Below are 16722 nucleotides of genomic sequence, written 5' to 3'. Positions count from 1 at the left end.
GTGGTCACGGTCACAGCATCTCCAGACGCAGCTCGTTCCGCGCGTGCGGACTTGACCGCTTGGATCGCTGTGGCTGCCGGCTCGCTCGGCGCACTGCTGGCGACCCTCGACATCTCGATCGTCAACTCGGCACTGCCAACGATCCAAGGCGAAATCGGAGCAACCGGCACTGAGGGAACGTGGATCGCCACCGCCTTTCTCGTTGCCGAGATCGTCGTCATTCCGCTGAGCGCTTGGCTGGAGCGGCTTTTGGGACTGAGAACCCTCCTTCTCATTTCCGTGACTGCCTTTACCGGGTTCTCCATCCTATGCGGCATCGCCACCGACCTTATGACGATGATCATCGGACGAACCGGGCAGGGCCTTATGGGAGGGCTGCTGATACCGACCGCCATGACGATTGTCGCAAAGCGACTCCCGCCACCCCAGCAGCCTATCGGGATGGCCCTTTTCGGAATGACAGTAATCTTGGGGCCCGTTCTTGGCCCCTTGCTCGGTGGCTGGCTGACGGAAAATTTGAGCTGGCATTATGCCTTCTTCGTCAATGTGCCGGTCTGCGGGATACTCCTCTTGCTCCTGTTGCTCGGCCTGCCGCACGAACGTACGAATTGGGTCTATCTTCGCGAGGCCGACTGGTTGGGTATTATAGGCCTGATCCTTGGCCTTGGAGGACTGACGATCGTGCTCGAGGAGGGGCACCGTGAAGACTGGTTCGAATCGACGCTTATCATCCGGCTGACGTTTATAACAGTAGCAGGGTTTGTGATGTTGGGGATCGGACAGATCCGGGCAACAAAGCCCGTCCTTAAGTTGCGAATCGTCATGAGCAGACAGTTCGGCAGCGTCGTTATAATGGCGCTAGCGCTGGGCATGGTGATGTACGGATCGACCTTCGTCATCCCGCAATTCCTGTCGCTTATCGCCGACTATAATGCCCTCGAGACCGGACAGGTCATTTTTCTCATGGGCGTTCCTGCCTTCTTTGTGATGCCATTCGTACCGTTTCTGATGCGGTTTGTCGACATCAGGCTGGCCGTTGGTGCTGGCCTCGCGCTTATGGCTGCTAGCTGCTTTGTGAACACCAGTCTCACAGTGGAATCCGCAGGCGAAGCCTTTACTACCGGTCAGCTGCTGCGCGGGGTGGGGATGATCTTTGTCATGCTCTTTCTGAACCAAGCCGCCATTACCTCAGTCAGCAAGGAGGATGCTGGAGATGCCTCGGGCATCTTCAATGCTGCGCGAAACCTCGGTGGCTCATTCGCTCTGGCGGCCCTGACGTCGTTCCAGGACCAGCGCATGTCACTCCACAGCCGACGGATGGAGGAAACGCTGTGGGCAAACGATCCAAGCGTGCAGGAGTATATCGCGGGGATGTCTCATACTCTGGGAAATATGGACGCCGGCCTTCAGTCGCTCGCTGGCACTATTCAGCAGCAGGCGTTCGTCATGACCTATAACGACATATTTTTGACGATGGCGGTAGCGACTTTTGTGACGCTCCCGTTCGTGTTTTTCCTTCGCCCGCTCCCCAAGGGGATGTCGCTGACGATGCATTGAGGTGGTAATGGCAAAGTTAAGTGGTCTCATCCTTCCGCTGCTCCTTGGTGGATGTGTGGTCGGCCCGGACTATTCCGGACCACCAGAGCTCGGCCAAGCCGCGCCGCGGCCAACATTCGTTCGTCAACCAGCAGATGCATCGACCAGCGAGCCTGAACTCGCCGAATGGTGGGCGACGCTGCAAGATCCGGTTCTCGATGAGCTCGAGCGGCGCACTCTTGTCGCGAATCCCTCGATTGATGTTGCGCAGGCCCGACTTCGCCAAGCCCGTGCGTCTGTACGCCAGGAGCGAGCAAACCGCCTGCCGACGGCTGGTGCTCAGGGCACGGCCATATTTGCCGATCTTCCCGGGATCGATCTCCAGACCAGTCAAGGAAGTACTACACCCACACCTGTTCCGGCGCCTTCATCCGCCCAGGATGCGGACACGTCTCTGCGTTTCTACAACCTTGGTCTGAACGCAAACTGGGAAATAGATCTCGCGGGCGGGCAGGTGCGAAAAATCGAAGCGGCAAACGCGCTGGCGGCGGCAGCGGCGTATAATGTTGCAGACGCAAAGGTCCAGCTCAGCGCTGAAGTCGCGCAGACCTATACCAATCTTCGTGACCGGCAGCAGCGCGCCGCCGCTTTTCGCGAAGGTCTCGACATTCAGCGGCAGCAGCTCGCCCTAGCCCGGCAGCGTTTCGGGCAAGGCACAATCCCGGCCTTTACTGTCGGCCAAGCGAACCGCGCGGTTCAGGCCACGATCAGCGATCTCGCCGCAGCCGATGCTGAGATCGTAATATATATGAATGCGCTAGCGGTTCTCGCCGGTGAAGCGCCGGGATCTCTCGATCCGCTATTGACGCCACGGCGCGATATCCCGATGCCCCCTGCGCGGGTGTCGATCGGAGACCCTTCGGCGCTCCTGCGTCGCCGTCCCGACATCCGCGCTGCGGAGCGCAGTCTCGCTGCCACAACTTCCCGGATAGGAGTCGCGGAAGCAGCTCGTTTTCCGAAAATCAGCTTCATGGGGATTCTCGGGATTGGCGGCACGTCGATCGGAGACCTGGTAGATCTGGGCAATATTTCCAACATCGCCGTCCCTCAGCTGCAATGGGGCTTGCTCGATTTTGGACGAACGTCAGCGGCGATATCACAGGCACGCTCTGGTCGCGATGAAGCCGAGGCACAATATCGGCAGGTAGTGCTCGGCGCGCTTGAGGATGCGGAGACGTCGCTTGCGCGCTTTGCACAGCAAAGGCGAAACGTCGCCGCTTTTGCCGAAATCAAGCGGTCAGCAGATGAAGCGGCAACGCTGATGCGGCAGCGCTATGCGCGGCAGGTCATTTCGAGAGGCGACGCTCTTGAGGCTGACCGCCAGCAGCGGCTTGCAGAGGCAAACCTGCACAGTGCGGTTGCGGCCCTCACCGCCAGCTATGTTGCCATACAGAAGTCGCTTGGACTGGGATGGACAGAAGCTGGGAGTCAAGCCTCAGCCCTTATGAGCAAATAATGATGGTATCTGTCCGGACTTGCCAATACAAGAATCGGCGGCCCTGCCCACCGCCAATGATGACTTTTGGCACAGGGCAACCCGCCTGTTCGGCATCCATCCTGCGGCCCTTGCGATTATACAGAGTTTCGCGGGGTAACGCGCCCCGGGGCGATTGCGATGTGTTTGACGGGGGTTGCCCCCGATAGGATGAAATACGGATTCACGACCGCATAGCCGGACGCAACATCGGACCGGAGACAACCATAGAGCAGTTTATCGGCCTCGACGTGTGATTGAATAGAATTTTCTGTCCGACGAAGATCTATCCCGCGGGGAGTTGTCCTGACCGCGTATACGACCTTGTACCCGACAGACGGCATCACCCGCAGACGGAAGATGGGGGCGCTTGTAAGACCAGCCAAGCTTACGACCTCACGACCATAGATCGACGAAGGGGGCACTTCAAGGTTTGTTACACGGACAGCGGTAAGTTGAACATAGAGGCAACATTGCGGGGTCAGATGAGCTTCGACCCCCTTCATGCAACTTGGTCGATGGGTTCGACGCCAAGATTGAGCGGCCTGAAGCCGTCGTTATCGACGCCATGGCCGGTGTTCTGCCAAAGATAGTCGCCGGTGAGGCTGATATGCCGCCAGCCCAGCGGCGCGACATGCGCAAGCAACTCGTTGGGGGCAGGCTCGCCCGATCGGCGTAGGTGATCGACTGCCCGGCCCATATAAAGTGTGTTCCAATAGATGATGGCGGCGGTGACAAAGTTCAGCCCCGATGCCTTGAGCGCCTGGTCCTCGAACGTGCGATCCCGCAACCGGCCCTGCTTGTGCGCGAAGACGGCCTGGGCGAGGAAATGCCGCGCTTCGCCCTTGTTCAGTCCGGCCTGGCACTGCTGCCGGAGCTGCTTCGATTCCAACCAGTCGATTGTGAACAGTGCGCGCTCGATGCGGCCCACCTCCTGGAGCGCGAAATCGAGACGGTTCTGACGGCGGTGCGCGGCCAGCTTCTTCAGCATGACCGACGGCAGCACGGCATGGGCCTTGATGGATGCGGCCAGACGGACCAGCTCGTCCCAGCTCTCGCGGATCACCGAGGTGTTGATCGGGCGGCCGATCAGGGGCGCCAGCGAAGGGTAGCGACTCTGGCCCTCGAATGTGCCGAGCTTGCGGTCTGCCAAGTCGCGCAGGCGCGGGACAAACCGGAAACCGAGCAGATGCGCCAGGCTGAACACATGGTCGGAACTGCCGCCGGTGTCGGCGTAATGGGTGGCCGGTTCGATGCCGGTTCCGTGGGCGACCAAACCGTTGAGGACGTAGGGCGCCTCGGCCGCGGTCGCCGAGATCAGCCGGGCGTGGAACGGGGCATAGGTGTCGGCGACGTGGGTATAGATCTTCTGCCCGGGTTCCGAGCCGTAATGCAGGTTGACGCTACCGGCGGACCCGCGGCGACCGCTCCTGAAGAACTGCCCATCCGAACTCGACGTGGTGCCGTCTCCCCAGAGCCGGGTGAGCGGCAGGGCGGCCTGCGCATCGATCAGGTGGCGCAGCGCGCCCGCATAGTTCTCGTCCGAGAGATACCAGCTGTGTGTCCACGCCAACTGCGCGTAACTGATACCCTGACTGGCGTTAGCCATTCGCTCGATCCCGAGATTGGTCGCGTCCGCCAGGATGGCCGCAAGAAGGGCCTCGGGATTGGGATGCGTCCGCCCCGAACGGAGTTCGGGGAAAGCTGACACAAAGCCGGTGCGTCTCGCCACCTCGGCCAGAAGCTCGGTGATGCGGACCTTAGGCATGATCCGATCAACGAGTGCATCGAGCTGGTCGGCTGCCGCGGGTGTCGTTGCCGCGACCGGGGTGACGCGCAATTCGTTGCCCCTCAGCTCGACGCCGTCGAGCGTGCCGCGCTTCAGTGCATTGCCGAACCGGCGCAGCCGCCAGTCGAGCAACTTGGCACGTCCGTCGAGGTAGCGGTCCACGTCGGTGTCGAAAGGCAGATTACCGGCGATTGCTGCGGCCTCGGAGCGGGGCAGCAGATAGGCATCGAAGCGAAGGTGGTCGCGGGTACCCTCCACCCACAGGTCTCCCGAGCCAAGCCGCTCGCGCACCATAGCGACGGTTGCCGTCTCATATCGTCTCCGATCGATGCTTCCGCCCTCCGTGATCGCGGCTTTCCAGCTCTTCGGGAATGGCATGGGTGCGTCGATCGGCACCTCGCGCTTGCCGGTCGCGTTCAACTCGCGCACCAGCTTTACGGCCGCGAGCACGCCATCGCGCGACCCCGTGGCCTTGAACCGGAATGCGTCCAGGAAAGCCGGCGCATATCGACGAAGCGTCATGTACTTGTCGGACGCCCTGACCAACGGCTCGTCACGAGCGAGACCGGCGATCGCGGACACCTCATCGGCCACACCCATCAACCGGTCCCAGCCAACGCCGGTCTCGAGCGCAGACCAAGGATCAAGCCCGTCTTCGCGCGCGACACGAAGCGTACCGATCGTCGATCCGAACATTCGCATGAGGCGGCCGACGTCCTTGGTGGTCGCCTCGTAGCGGCGTTTTTGCGAGGCTCGCGCCTTGGCGAATAGGAGCCCGGTCTGCTTGGCGAACATCTCGATCGCGGCATCGGCGAGCCGGGCTTCAAGGTCGATCATGGCCGCGGCCAAGGTCGCTCGCCGGCGACGGAGCGAATAGTCCGAGAGGAGGAATGCCGGCGCAACTGCTCCTTCACGTACGAGTTGGCGAAATCGGCGCTCGTGGATGCTCTCGGCCACCCGCGCGTCGATGCCGATGCCGCGGACGTAGGACAGGCGAGCGAGGATGCCGGCGAGATTTCGGGCGGATGGGCTGTCGCCCGTGTCGCGCAACCACGCGAGCGGGGTCACCCCACTTTTCTGATCGGCGACCAGCAAAGCGTCGAGGGCGCCGACCTGCCCTGGCGTGAGTGCGGCCACCACGATGTCGGCCGCGAGCTTGCGCGCCCTTGCCCTTCCTGCGATCCCGATCCGCTCGATGCGGGCTGGCGCCGGAAGAACGATGCGGCCTGCGCGAAGGTCGTCGATGATCGCAGTCGCAATGGCCATGCCGCGCTCGGTTCCTCTCGCCGCCTCGGTCGCGACGTCAAGTGCGCGCCCCACGTCGCCGGGCTCGAAGCCGCGCAGGCCCAGACTTCCCATTGCTTCCCAGGCGTGCTCGAGCCGGGTGTAAACGCTCGCGCTAAATGGCGGCGTTCTGATCGCGCTATTTGTCAGTTGCCGGGTCCGATGACGAGGCAATCGCGCGCGGCCTGAACGATGTCAGCGGTGACCTCCTCGACGCGGTTGAGGGTCATGATCCGCCGCATCTGCGCGAACAGGCGCTCCATGAGCCGGAAGTTGCCGCGCGTGATGCGGATCACGGCTGCCTGCGCTTCGATCGCGTCGAGTTGGGCCGGGTCGAAGCTGATCCCGAAATCGCCGGCGTGGGTCGCGAGCAGCAGCCGCATTTCGGTCTCGGTAAGCGGGTTGAACTCGTGGACGAAGCCGATCCGCGAGTAGAGCTGGGCATAGCGGGCGAGGCGCTTCTCCAAGCCCGGCATACCCATCAGGATCAGCCCGAAGCCGTGGCGATCGGCCATGTCGCGGAGATGTTCGAGCGACTTTATGGTCAGGCGGTCGGCCTCGTCGACGATGACGAGGGGGCAGGCGATGCGGGCGGCGTCATGGGTGATTTCGTCCTGCGAGCCGCCCGCGACCGTCAGCCGGGCATAGCCCAGCTTAATGAGGTTGAGGCCCAACACCGCGTCGATCGTCTTGGGCGTGTTGCTGACCGACACGGTGTAGAAGACGGCGCGGCAGCGAGCGACCTTTTCGCCAAGGAGCGCGGCAATGGGACGGAGCGCGGCATATTCCCCCAGGTCGGGGAAGCTGGAAAACTCGCGCGCCGATCGCGTCTTTCCGACGCCCGGCCGGCCATGACACACGCCGATATAGCGGTAGTGCGCGCAGGCTTCGGCAAACTCGACGAACCGGGCATGTTCGCGGGTCGCCAGGAACGGCTGCTCGACCAGGAACTCAATCGTCAGCGGCGTAGAGCCGGAGCCCTCGGTAGGTGGTGGGCCGGGAAGCCGTATCCTCTTGGTCGCCATCGAAGGTCTCCGTGGGGGCAGGCACCTGCTTGTCGCGCTCCTTCGCGCCGCGCCGGGCGCGCTGGATCGCGCGCAACGACGGGTGCCCAGCGTGCTCGGAGCTGAGCGCACGGCAGACGAACCGGCCCTGGTGGTAGACGTGGATCTCGGTCAGGTCGCGGGGGTCATAGACCGCCTCGACCTGCTCGCCGACGAAGGCCGCGAGCGTGGGTTCGACATAGCGCCTGCCCATCAGACGGATGCCGTCGCGCAGCACTTTACGGGGCTTGGGCACGTGCACGAGCAGCATGTCGAGCTGTTCAAGGCTGTCGGGCATTGCGGGCAGGAACCCGCCCTTCTGCCAGCGCGTGATCGGCGGTTCGCCGGTGCTGCCATGCGGGCGACGATGATAGACGCCGCACACGAACGCCTCGAAGCGGGCGCGCAGCTCGTCGAGCGTGAGCACTGGCGCCGACAGCGGCTTGCCCGCGATCAGGTGGCCGGGCAGGTCGGGCAGGAACATGTCGTTGATGGTGCGGAACAGCCGCTCGATCTTGCCGCGCCCGCGAGGACGCCCCGGCAGCGAATGGATGAGGCGGATTTTGAGGGCGATGCACGCCTGCTCGATATGCTCGGAGATGAAATCCGAGCCGTTGTCGACGTAAAGCTGTTCGGGAATGCCGCTGACGATCCATTCGGGATTGGGCTTGCGCCAGATCGCCTGCCGCAAGGCGAGCGCCGTGTTGAGGGCACTGGGGGCATCGAGGCTGAGGAAGTAACCAGCGATGGCTCGGCTGTGATCGTCAACGATGACGGTCAGCCAAGGACGCACCGGGGTTCCGGCATCATCGAGCACGAGAATGTCGAGAACGGTATGATCGGCCTGCCACATCTCGTTCGAGGTCGCGGCTTCGCGCCGATGCACTAGCTCGTGCTGGTCGCGGTAGACGGCCGGATCGGAGGCTGCGGCGATCTGGCTTGCCGGTATCGCCCTGACGACACGCGCGACGGCCGCATAGCTGGGGGTTCGGTGTCCATGCGCGATGGCGAGTTCCTGCACCTTTCGGTGAATGGCGGCGACCGGGGGTCGCGGGCGCTTGGTGGCGAGAGTGCGGGTCAGTTCGACCAGATGTTCCGGCAGGTGCAGCCTGCCCCGATCGTTGCGCGGCAGACGCGCGAGACCGGCAAGTCCTTCGGCACGGTAGCGCCCGAGCCAGCGCTGCAACGTCCGCTCGCTCAGCGTGCCGGTGCGGGCGAGGTCCGCGAGCGGGATGCCATCGGCGAGGTGCGGTTCAAGGACGCGGTAGCGCTCGATCGCCAGCGGCGGGACAAGCGCCGGATGCGTCACCGCCGACGGTCCGTGTCGCAGGTAAGGAAAACGGAGATTTGCCTGCCCATCGCCATGCGAGTCCGCTCGCGTTGCCAAACCGGCCTGTTCGACGTAAATCTACCCGGTAAAGAAAACTAGGGCAACATAGACCTGCCGATGACGACTTTCTTCCCAAACCGCGCCCGATCGGGGCGCCACCGGCCCTACGCATGAAAATCGGTTACGCCCGCGTATCGACCGCCGAGCAGAACCTGGACCTCCAGCGTGATGCGCTGAAGGCTGCCGGCTGCGAGAAGGTCATCACCGACAAGGCCTCCGGGGCGACTGCCGCTCGCCCTGGATTGGAAAAGGTGAAGGAGCTGCTTCGCGCCGGCGACACACTGGTGGTCTGGCGCCTCGACAGGCTCGGCCGCTCGCTCCGTGATCTGATCGGATGGATGACCTACCTCGACGAGGAAAAGGTCGGGCTGCTGAGCCTGCACGAGGCGATCGACACGACCACCACGTCGGGCAAGCTTACCTTCCACCTGTTCGGGGCATTGGCGGAGTTCGAGCGCAACCTGATCCGCGAGCGGACCCAGGCCGGTCTCACCGCAGCCCGCGCTCGCGGCAAGAAGGGTGGCCGGCCGGCCGCACTCGGCAAGGACAAGCGCGACCTGCCCGTCAGGCTCTACCACGAGAACACGATGCCGATCGCCAAGATTTGCTCGATGCTCGGCATCTCCAAGCCAAAACTCTACGCCTATGTGCGATCGGCCGAGACCAAGCCGGTAGCCGCGTAGCGACGCTCGCCGACAAATAGCGCGATCAGAATGCCGCCACTTAGCGCGAGCGTTTACACCGTTCGCGGTCCCGATCGGCCCAGCGTCCCCCGGAACCGTTCGTTATCGGGAAGGCATCTAAGCGGTCTGCACCATCCTTCATCTAAAGTTCTCCAAGCGCTTCTGAGGATTTTCGGGCGCACCAAAAGCACTTGCTCCTCCAGTGGCTGGAGCATGTAACCGCAATTTGCTCTCCTGCGGACGGGGGGCTGGAGGTGGCTTTTTGACGGCCCGTGTTGAAGCAATCGGTATGTCTCGACGCTCATTAGTGGCGCGGCTGGTGGCCTGTGGAACCGGCTTGGTGCTCGGTTCTCCAACGCTCGCGCGACAGACTTCCCGGTCTGCGGGCTCGTGGAACTTCGGTGCGGCTCACCTCGAATGGGAGCCGCTGGAAGTCGGCACGGGTGATACCCTCCTTGTTTCGGCACAAGTGCGCGGAGTGCCGGTGCGGGCGGTGCTCGACAGTGGCAGCGGCGCGTCGATCATGAGCACGGCGCTCGCGGCGAAGCTCGGCTTGAACGATGGTGAGCGGCGCATGATTAGCGGGCTGAGCGCCAAGGCCCCGGTGCTGCTGGTCCGCGACATCGACGTACAGCTCGCCCGCGAAACCCGTCGCTTACCCTTTGCCGTCGTTGGTGATCTGAGTTCAGTGTCGGCGGCCTTCGGACGACCGATCGATATCCTCCTCGGTGCCGATATGTTCACGGGTAGCTGCATCGCGCTCGATTTCGCGAAAAGGCGTATGGCGGTCGTCAAGTCAGGCACGTTTCTCGCCGGTCCCGACTGGCGCGCTGTCGCGCTCGGGCGCGGTGCCAAGCAGGAGCTGTTCATTCGAGCTTCCGTCTCGGGTTTGCCTCCCGTGCCCTTGATGATCGATCTTGGCAGCTCGGCCGCGCTGATGCTCTCGTCGGCCTATGCCCGCGATCAAGGGCTGTTGAACGGGAAGCTCGTCTCGACCGCGGCGATCGGCGGCGTCGATGGTGTGCGTATCAACGATGCTTTCACGATCCAGAACATCAACATCGAAGGGCTTGGCGTCTCGAACGTCCCCACACTCGGGATGAGAGCTTGGCTCTCCACCAGCACGGTTGGCAATGTCGGCCTACCGCTGATCGCTCAATTCGACGTGGTGTTCGACGTGACCGCCGGATTCGTGTGGCTCCGGCCACTCGGTCCTCGTCGTCGCCTGCCGATGCTGAAGGACCGTAGCGGCCTTGGCCTCGCAGCCTCACCAACGGCGCTCACCGTTGTTCATGTGGCGGCGAACAGTCCCGCGGAAAAGGCTGGCTGGGCGGTCGGCGACCGGATCGTGGCGGTGAACGGCCATTCGATCGATGCGAACTATACGCGTGGGGAGCTCTGGCAAGTGCGCTCCCGGCCTGCTGGCACCCTCGTAAAGCTGACGATGGCCTCGGGTGATGTGCGCGAGCTCAGGCTGGCCGATTATTATTGATCGGCTTGAGGGTGGCCTTTGCCGATCGCCTTCATGATCCGACAATCGGCCATGCGCGCCTTGGTGCAGCTCTGGCTGAGCATTGCCAACTCATCCCGCAACACCGCGAGTTGCGCCAGTCTCTCCTCCACATCCTTGAGGTGCTGAGCAGCGATAGCTGAGGCGGCACCACAATCCTGGTCCGGGTTCTGCGCCAGCCCCATCAACGAACGGATCTCGTCGACGGAGAAGCCAAGCCGGCGACCGTTGCGGATGAAGTGCAAACGCTCAATGTCACTGGCATCGTAGGTTCTGCGACCCGACGCCGTGCGAGGGGCGGATCGGAGCAACCCGATCGACTCATAAAAGCGGATCGTCGTCACCTTCGTCGAGGTCTCGCTGGCGAGCTGCCCAATCATCACCGGCTTCATCATGCCATCCTTGCTTATGCGAACGTGTCGCACATTTCGCTTGCTTCTACAGCGACTGGAGGTGGTAAGGAAGGCCGCATGAATGCTTCTACCGAAAGCTGCGGGTGCCACGGGGAGCCCGCGCGCGCGCAAACCGATCCGGCCTATCGCCGTGCGCTGCTGACCGTCGTGGTGCTCAACCTCGGCTTCGGAGTCGCCGAGCTGTTCGGCGGGTTCATCGCCGATAGCCAAGCGCTGAAAGCGGATTCCCTCGATTTTCTCGGGGACGGGTCGATCAGCCTTATCGGTCTTCTCGCGCTTGCCTGGTCCGCACGGGCGAGGGCAAAGGTCGCGCTGACGCAGGGGTTGTTTCTCGGTGCGCTTGGCGTGGGCGTAATCGGTTTCGCGATTTGGCGCGCCCTGAACGCAACCGCGCCCGATGCCGAACTGATGGGCACAATCGGCGTTGTCGCGCTCGCGATCAATGTCGTGTCCGCCTTGGTGCTTGCGCGTTTCCGGGAAGGGGACGCCAATGTTCGCGCGATCTGGCTGTTCAGCCGCAACGACGCGCTCGCCAACGTGGCGGTGATCGCCGCGGCCGGTCTGGTGGCGTGGACAGGAAGCGCCTGGCCGGACCTCGCCGTCGCCGGCCTCATCGCCCTCCTGTTCCTCCACTCCGCTTATGAAATCGTCACTGGCGCTCGGCGCGAATTGGGAGAGCGGTAGTGCGTCTGCTCGCGTTGATCCGGGCAATGCTCTCGTTGCGGCTGCTCTCCGCGCTCGCGGCGCTGCTGATCCCTGCTGCGGCAATCGCCGAACCCGGCGACGTGCAAACCGCATGGCGGCTGCTCGACTATATGGCCGTCGATTATGGCGGCGCGGTCGCCAACGGTCGGATCAAGAGCACGTCGGAATATGCCGAGATGACGGAGTTCGCCGCGTCGGTCTCGACACGGCTTCAGGGCCTGCCGGCGAAGCCGGAGCGTCAAGCCCTCATCCAGCGGGCTGCCAACCTCCAGGCGGTGATCGCGGAAAAGGGACCGACTGAACAGGTGGCAACATTGGCGCACGGGCTCGCGGCCGATCTGTTGCGCGCCTACCCGGTGCCGCTCGCGCCCGATAAGGCTCCGAACCTCGTCTCCAGCGATGCACTGTTCCGACAATCCTGCGCGTCCTGCCACGGGATGACGGGCAACGGCCGTGGCCCTGACGCCGCCAAGCTCGCTACGCCCCCGATTGCTTTCACCGATGCCGAGCGCGCGCGCCAGCGCAGCGTGTTCGCGCTCTATCAGGTGGTGACGCAAGGCATCGACGGGACCGCGATGCAGAGCTTCGCCGATCTGCCCAACGATCAGCGCTGGGCGTTAGCATTCCGAGCCGGGAGCTTCGCCTTCACGGATGCGCAGGCGCGCGAAGGCGAGCGGCTTTGGAAATCCGACCCGACCCTTCGCCGGCGCATTCCGGACCTGAAAACCCTGGTCGCGCTCACCCCGGCCGCGCTCGGCGCGGCGATCGGCGACGCCAAGGCTGACCCAGTGCTCGCGTTCCTGCGTCGTCATCCCGAACAGGTGATACAACAGGCTCCCGGCTCGCTCGCGGTCGCCCGCGCCAAACTCGCCGAAAGCGTGGCGGCTGCGCGGCGCGGCGATGCGCGCATGGCGAAAGAGCTGGCGCTGTCGGCCTATCTCGATGGGTTCGAGCCGATCGAGCCAACACTCACCGCGCGCGACGCGACGCTGATGGGTCGAATCGAGGGCGCGATGGGGGAGTTCCGCGCCTCGATCGACCGGGGCGCGTCGCCCGATGATCTCGCGGAGAAGGTCGCAGTACTGGGCGGCCTTTTCGACGATGCGGAAGCGGCGCTCGCGCCTGATGCCGCCACCGAAGCGTCCACGTTCCTGGGCGCGTTCACGATCCTGCTGCGTGAAGGGCTCGAAGCCCTGCTCATCGTTGTCGCCATGATCGCGTTCCTGCGTAAAGCCGAGCGCGGCGAGGCGCTGCGGTACGTGCATGGCGGCTGGGTCAGCGCGATCATCGCGGGCGGGATCACCTGGGCGGTCGCCACCTATGCGATCGGGATCAGCGGTGCGAGCCGGGAGCTGACGGAAGGGTTTGGCTCGCTGTTCGCCGCGGTCGTGCTGCTCTCGGTCGGGATTTGGATGCACGGCAAGGCGCAGGCCGATCAGTGGCAGCGCTATATTCGCGAGAAGATGTCGCGGGCGCTCTCGGGCGGGTCGGGCTGGTTCCTGTTCGGGCTGGCGTTCGTCGTAGTTTATCGCGAGGTCTTCGAGACGATCCTGTTCTATGCCGCGCTTTCGGCGCAAGGTGACAACGGGATGCTTCTCGCGGGGGCCGGGTCGGCGATTGGACTGCTCAGCCTGATCGCTTGGGCCATGCTTCGCTACAGTCGCAAGCTGCCGATCGCGCAGTTCTTCCGCTATAGCTCCTGGCTCATGGCGGTCCTGACCGTCGTGCTGGCGGGTAAAGGCGTCGCCGCGCTCCAGGAAGCCGGCCTTATCAACATCGCACCGCTCGCGGACGTGCCACGGCTGTCGATGCTCGGCGTGTTTCCCACTTGGCAATCGGTGCTGGCGCAACTCCTGATGGCGGTCGCCATTGCGGTCGGGTTCGCCTGGAACGGGCGCGACCGATCCCGCTCGGGTTCCGGCTCAGTGACCCTTGGTTCGAATTAGTGCAATGACATGAAAACCCTTCCGTGATAGAGGCAAGCTAGTGCGAGCCTTTTTGCCTTTCCTGACATGCCTGATGCTGGTCCTGACCAGCTTCTCCGGCATGGCCCATGCCGCCGATCTGGCGGGGGGAAGCATCGCGGGCGTTGAGTTCACGGTCCATACCGCCGGTGACATCGATCAGGTGCCATCGGACTCGGACAAGAATGTCCCGCATCATCACAATTATTGTCACGGACACGACGTCGGCGCGCCTGCGCGCACGACGATGGAATATACCCCCGTCCTCACAGTGCCCAAGCCGACAATCTCCGCCTCTGCGTCGCTCGACGGCCGCACCGGCATGGTCCATTTGAGGCCCCCCCAAGCCTGACGTCCGATTTGGGCGTGCGTTGGCGCGCCCCTGTCGATCATCGTCAGGAGTCCTATTTTCATGAATCGTATCCTCGCGGCCATGCTGGCCGCAGCGTCTTGCGCCACGATGGCGCAGGCGCAGGTCGGACCGTCCGCGCCTGTTGCGCAGGATGCGCCGGTCTACACGCTTGACCAAGCGGTCAGTGCAGCGGGCGGTTCGGCCCCTGCTGCGGAAGCGGCGACAGCTGGAATCGACGCGGCCCGTGCAGGTCGCACAGTCGCCGGCTTGCGGCCCAATCCGGTGGTTCAAGGCCAAGTCGAGAATGTCATCGGCTCCGGGCCGTATCGGGGGGGCCGCAGCGCGGAAACCACGGTCGGCTTTGCGATCCCGATCGAGCTAGGCGGCAAGCGCGGCGCCCGCGTCGCGGTCGCCAATGCGCAATTGTCCCGGGCCGAGATCCAGGCCGCGATCATCGCGGCGGATGTCCGGCTTCAGGTAACGCAGCTCTATGTCGAAGCGGTCGCGGCCGATCGCCGGGTAATGACAGCCCGCGATCAGGCCCGGATCGCCAGCGATGCGCTGCGGGCCGCGAGCGTTCGCGTGCAGGCAGGGCGGGCATCGCCACTCGAGCAACAGCGCGCGGATGTCGCGCGTATCAATGCCGACGCCAATGTGGAGCGGCAGCTTCGCTTGGCCGAGGCGGCCCGCGCCAATCTGGCGCGTCGGATCGGACGGCCGATCGACGGCCTGCTCGATGACACGCTGCTCGATCGCCTTCCCGATGTGAACGTCTATGGGCCGTTGGCACCGGTCAACACGACCGGCACACTCGCGCTGGCGGCAGCCAACGCGGATTTCTCCATTGCCGAAGCCGGCGTGCGGCTCGCGCGCGCCAATCGCGTGCCTGACCTGAACGTCGGGCCGTCGATCCGCCGCCTGGAAGCGACCAACGACATGGCGGCGGTGTTCAGCGTGTCGATCCCGATCCCGGTGTTCAACAATGGTCGCGCCGCGATTGCGCAGGCGACCGCGCAGCGGACCCAGGCGGATGCGCAGCGCCGCGTGACCGCGCTCGACATCGAACAGGCGATCACGGACGCGCAGGCGCAGGCGGCCAATGCCGCAACGACGGCTCGTGCGGCGTCGGGGCCGGCGCTGGCGGCTGCACAGGAGGCCGCCCGCATCGCGCGGATCGGCTATCGCGAGGGCAAGTTCGGCCAGCTCGAATTGCTCGATGCTGAACGCACGCTCGCCGAAACGCGGGTCGCCGCGATCGACGCGCTTGCCAATTACCAGAATGCCCGCGCGCAAGTGGAGCGACTGACCGCTCGTGCGCCCAATGGGGGGAATCAGTGATGAAGAGCTTTTATCTCGCGGGCGCGGCGTCGCTCGCCCTGCTCTTGGCTGCCTGCGGCGGCAAGGATGGCGGAAACGAGGCAACTGCCGAAGGCGCAGCTGCCAATGAGACGGCAGCGGGCACGGAAAAGGGCGGTGCTGAAGGCGGTCATGCCGGTGAAGGCGTCGTCACATTGGGTGCCGACCAGATCGCCACAGCGGGCGTCCAGGTCGGACGGCCGATCATCGGCGGGGCCGGGACGATCGAGCTGCCCGCGATCATCGAGGGCGACCCACAGGGAACGCAGGTCGTCTCGGCCGCAATTGCGGGACGCGTGGTCGCGCTCACCCGTAACCTCGGCCAATCGGTCGGACGCGGCCAGACCATTGCGGTCATCGAAAGCCGCGAGGCGGCGCAGATCAAGGGCGAGGTCGAGGCGGCGCGGGCGCGGCTTCAGCTCGCTAATTCGAACCTCGCGCGCGAACAGCGGCTGTTCGCGCAGAGAGTCTCCCCTGAACAGGATCTGATCGCCGCCCGCACAGCGGCGACGGAGGCGCGGATCGCCCTGACGCAGGCGCAGAGCATGGTTTCGGCGGCGGGTGTCGGCGGCGGCGGGCTCAACCGGCTCGGCATTGCCGCGCCGATCTCGGGCCAGATCATTGCGCGCCCCGTGACGCTGGGACAAACGGTCGCGGCGGATGCCGAACTCTATCGCATCGCCAACCTGAGCCAGGTGTCGATCGCGCTTAATCTCAAGCCCGAGGATGCGGGCCGGGTGCGTCCCGGCAATACGGTGCTGGTGAAGGCGGCAGGCCGTCAGGCGACCGCCCGCGTGACCTTCGTGTCGCCGGCGCTTGATCCGCAGACGCGGCTCGTGCCTGCGCTCGCCACCCTCGACAATCGCGGTGGCGAATGGCGGGTCGGCGAGCCTGTGACGGCAGCCGTGCAGCTCACGGGCAGCGGCGGGAGCGGGGCGGTCCGCGTGCCGACGACGGCGGTCCAGAGTTTCGAGGGCAAGTCGGTCGTGTTCGTGCGCACGCCCACCGGCTTCAAGGCGACCCCGGTCCAGCTCGGCGATGCGTCGGGCGACACGGTGATCGTCCGGTCGGGCCTGACCGGCAACGAACAGATCGCCACCACCGGAAGTTTCACGCTCAAGGCCGAGATCGGCAAGGGCGAAGCGAGCCACGAGGATTAAGCC

13 protein-coding genes are annotated in these 16722 nt (G+C 64.4%); 9 read left to right on the top strand and 4 right to left on the bottom strand.

Going from position 1 to position 16722, the window contains the following annotated elements:
• On the top strand, positions 1–1557 hold the full coding sequence (locus ACZ1JY_RS20300; protein WP_050763086.1) for an MDR family MFS transporter: 1557 nt from the start codon (positions 1–3) through the stop codon (positions 1555–1557).
• A gap of 7 nt (positions 1558–1564) precedes the next feature.
• Positions 1565–3052: an efflux transporter outer membrane subunit gene (locus tag ACZ1JY_RS20295; protein WP_050763085.1), complete on the top strand. Its 1488-nt coding sequence runs from the start codon at positions 1565–1567 to the stop codon at positions 3050–3052.
• A gap of 520 nt (positions 3053–3572) precedes the next feature.
• On the opposite strand, the gene ACZ1JY_RS20290 is transcribed toward ACZ1JY_RS20295, so the two are convergent.
• The 3 genes from ACZ1JY_RS20290 to ACZ1JY_RS20280 are packed head-to-tail and all read right to left on the bottom strand — an operon-like array spanning position 3573 to position 8495.
• Complete coding sequence (locus ACZ1JY_RS20290) at positions 3573–6317, bottom strand: Tn3 family transposase (RefSeq protein WP_465131576.1); 2745 nt, start codon at positions 6315–6317, stop codon at positions 3573–3575.
• Positions 6290–7168, bottom strand: a complete 879-nt coding sequence (locus ACZ1JY_RS20285) for an AAA family ATPase (RefSeq protein WP_082102860.1) — start codon at positions 7166–7168, stop codon at positions 6290–6292. Before ACZ1JY_RS20285 ends, ACZ1JY_RS20290 begins: the two co-directional genes overlap by 28 nt.
• Complete coding sequence (locus tag ACZ1JY_RS20280; protein ID WP_004212864.1) at positions 7095–8495, bottom strand: Mu transposase C-terminal domain-containing protein; 1401 nt, start codon at positions 8493–8495, stop codon at positions 7095–7097. Before ACZ1JY_RS20280 ends, ACZ1JY_RS20285 begins: the two co-directional genes overlap by 74 nt.
• Before the next feature lie 191 nt (positions 8496–8686).
• Here ACZ1JY_RS20280 and ACZ1JY_RS20275 point away from each other — a divergent pair, with 191 nt between their 5' ends.
• Together ACZ1JY_RS20275 and ACZ1JY_RS20270 are read left to right on the top strand one after the other, a co-directional pair.
• Complete coding sequence (locus ACZ1JY_RS20275) at positions 8687–9259, top strand: recombinase family protein (RefSeq protein WP_009824027.1); 573 nt, start codon at positions 8687–8689, stop codon at positions 9257–9259.
• 289 nt (positions 9260–9548) lie between these two features.
• Entirely contained in the window at positions 9549–10751 is a 1203-nt protein-coding gene (locus ACZ1JY_RS20270; protein WP_013039112.1) for an aspartyl protease family protein, read from the top strand.
• Here the strand turns inward: ACZ1JY_RS20270 and ACZ1JY_RS20265 are convergent.
• Entirely contained in the window at positions 10745–11164 is a 420-nt protein-coding gene (locus ACZ1JY_RS20265; RefSeq protein ID WP_007406847.1) for a MerR family transcriptional regulator, read from the bottom strand. The two genes, ACZ1JY_RS20270 and ACZ1JY_RS20265, sit on opposite strands and share 7 nt — an antisense overlap.
• Positions 11165–11239: 75 nt before the next feature.
• On the opposite strand from ACZ1JY_RS20265, the gene ACZ1JY_RS20260 reads away from it, so the two are divergent.
• The 5 genes from ACZ1JY_RS20260 to ACZ1JY_RS20240 all read left to right on the top strand — a co-directional run bounded on the left by ACZ1JY_RS20260 (position 11240) and on the right by ACZ1JY_RS20240 (position 16719).
• Complete coding sequence (locus ACZ1JY_RS20260; protein WP_004212870.1) at positions 11240–11866, top strand: cation efflux transmembrane domain-containing protein; 627 nt, start codon at positions 11240–11242, stop codon at positions 11864–11866.
• A complete protein-coding gene (locus ACZ1JY_RS20255; protein WP_004212871.1) occupies positions 11866–13833 on the top strand; it encodes a cytochrome c/FTR1 family iron permease in 1968 nt (655 codons plus the stop codon). Before ACZ1JY_RS20260 ends, ACZ1JY_RS20255 begins: the two co-directional genes overlap by 1 nt.
• A 73-nt stretch (positions 13834–13906) precedes the next feature.
• On the top strand, positions 13907–14203 hold the full coding sequence (locus ACZ1JY_RS20250; RefSeq protein ID WP_007406840.1) for a hypothetical protein: 297 nt from the start codon (positions 13907–13909) through the stop codon (positions 14201–14203).
• A 60-nt stretch (positions 14204–14263) separates the two neighbouring features.
• Positions 14264–15541 carry a TolC family protein gene (locus tag ACZ1JY_RS20245; protein WP_037486870.1) on the top strand — a complete coding sequence of 426 codons (1278 nt, stop codon included), beginning with the start codon at positions 14264–14266 and terminating at the stop codon, positions 15539–15541.
• The gene (locus ACZ1JY_RS20240) at positions 15541–16719 is read left to right on the top strand and encodes an efflux RND transporter periplasmic adaptor subunit (RefSeq protein WP_004212877.1); all 1179 of its coding nucleotides are present in this window, start codon (positions 15541–15543) and stop codon (positions 16717–16719) included. The genes ACZ1JY_RS20245 and ACZ1JY_RS20240 overlap by 1 nt, the downstream gene beginning before the upstream one ends.
• Positions 16720–16722 lie beyond the last annotated feature (3 nt).

This window comes from Novosphingobium sp. BL-A-41-Hi4B-X5A, assembly GCF_055521705.1.
This window is presented reverse-complemented; position numbering and strand designations above follow the sequence as displayed.

Bases quoted from the DNA above. Each gene is read 5' to 3' on its own strand.
- ACZ1JY_RS20265 (WP_007406847.1), bottom strand. From the start codon at position 11,164: ATGATGAAGCCGGTGATGATTGGGCAGCTCGCCAGCGAGACCTCGACG.
- ACZ1JY_RS20250 (WP_007406840.1), top strand. From the start codon at position 13,907: ATGCTGGTCCTGACCAGCTTCTCCGGCATGGCCCATGCCGCCGATCTG.
- ACZ1JY_RS20285 (WP_082102860.1), bottom strand. From the start codon at position 7,168: ATGGCGACCAAGAGGATACGGCTTCCCGGCCCACCACCTACCGAGGGC.
- ACZ1JY_RS20270 (WP_013039112.1), top strand. From the start codon at position 9,549: ATGTCTCGACGCTCATTAGTGGCGCGGCTGGTGGCCTGTGGAACCGGC.
- ACZ1JY_RS20295 (WP_050763085.1), top strand. From the start codon at position 1,565: ATGGCAAAGTTAAGTGGTCTCATCCTTCCGCTGCTCCTTGGTGGATGT.
- ACZ1JY_RS20245 (WP_037486870.1), top strand. From the start codon at position 14,264: ATGAATCGTATCCTCGCGGCCATGCTGGCCGCAGCGTCTTGCGCCACG.
- ACZ1JY_RS20260 (WP_004212870.1), top strand. From the start codon at position 11,240: ATGAATGCTTCTACCGAAAGCTGCGGGTGCCACGGGGAGCCCGCGCGC.
- ACZ1JY_RS20240 (WP_004212877.1), top strand. From the start codon at position 15,541: ATGAAGAGCTTTTATCTCGCGGGCGCGGCGTCGCTCGCCCTGCTCTTG.
- ACZ1JY_RS20275 (WP_009824027.1), top strand. From the start codon at position 8,687: ATGAAAATCGGTTACGCCCGCGTATCGACCGCCGAGCAGAACCTGGAC.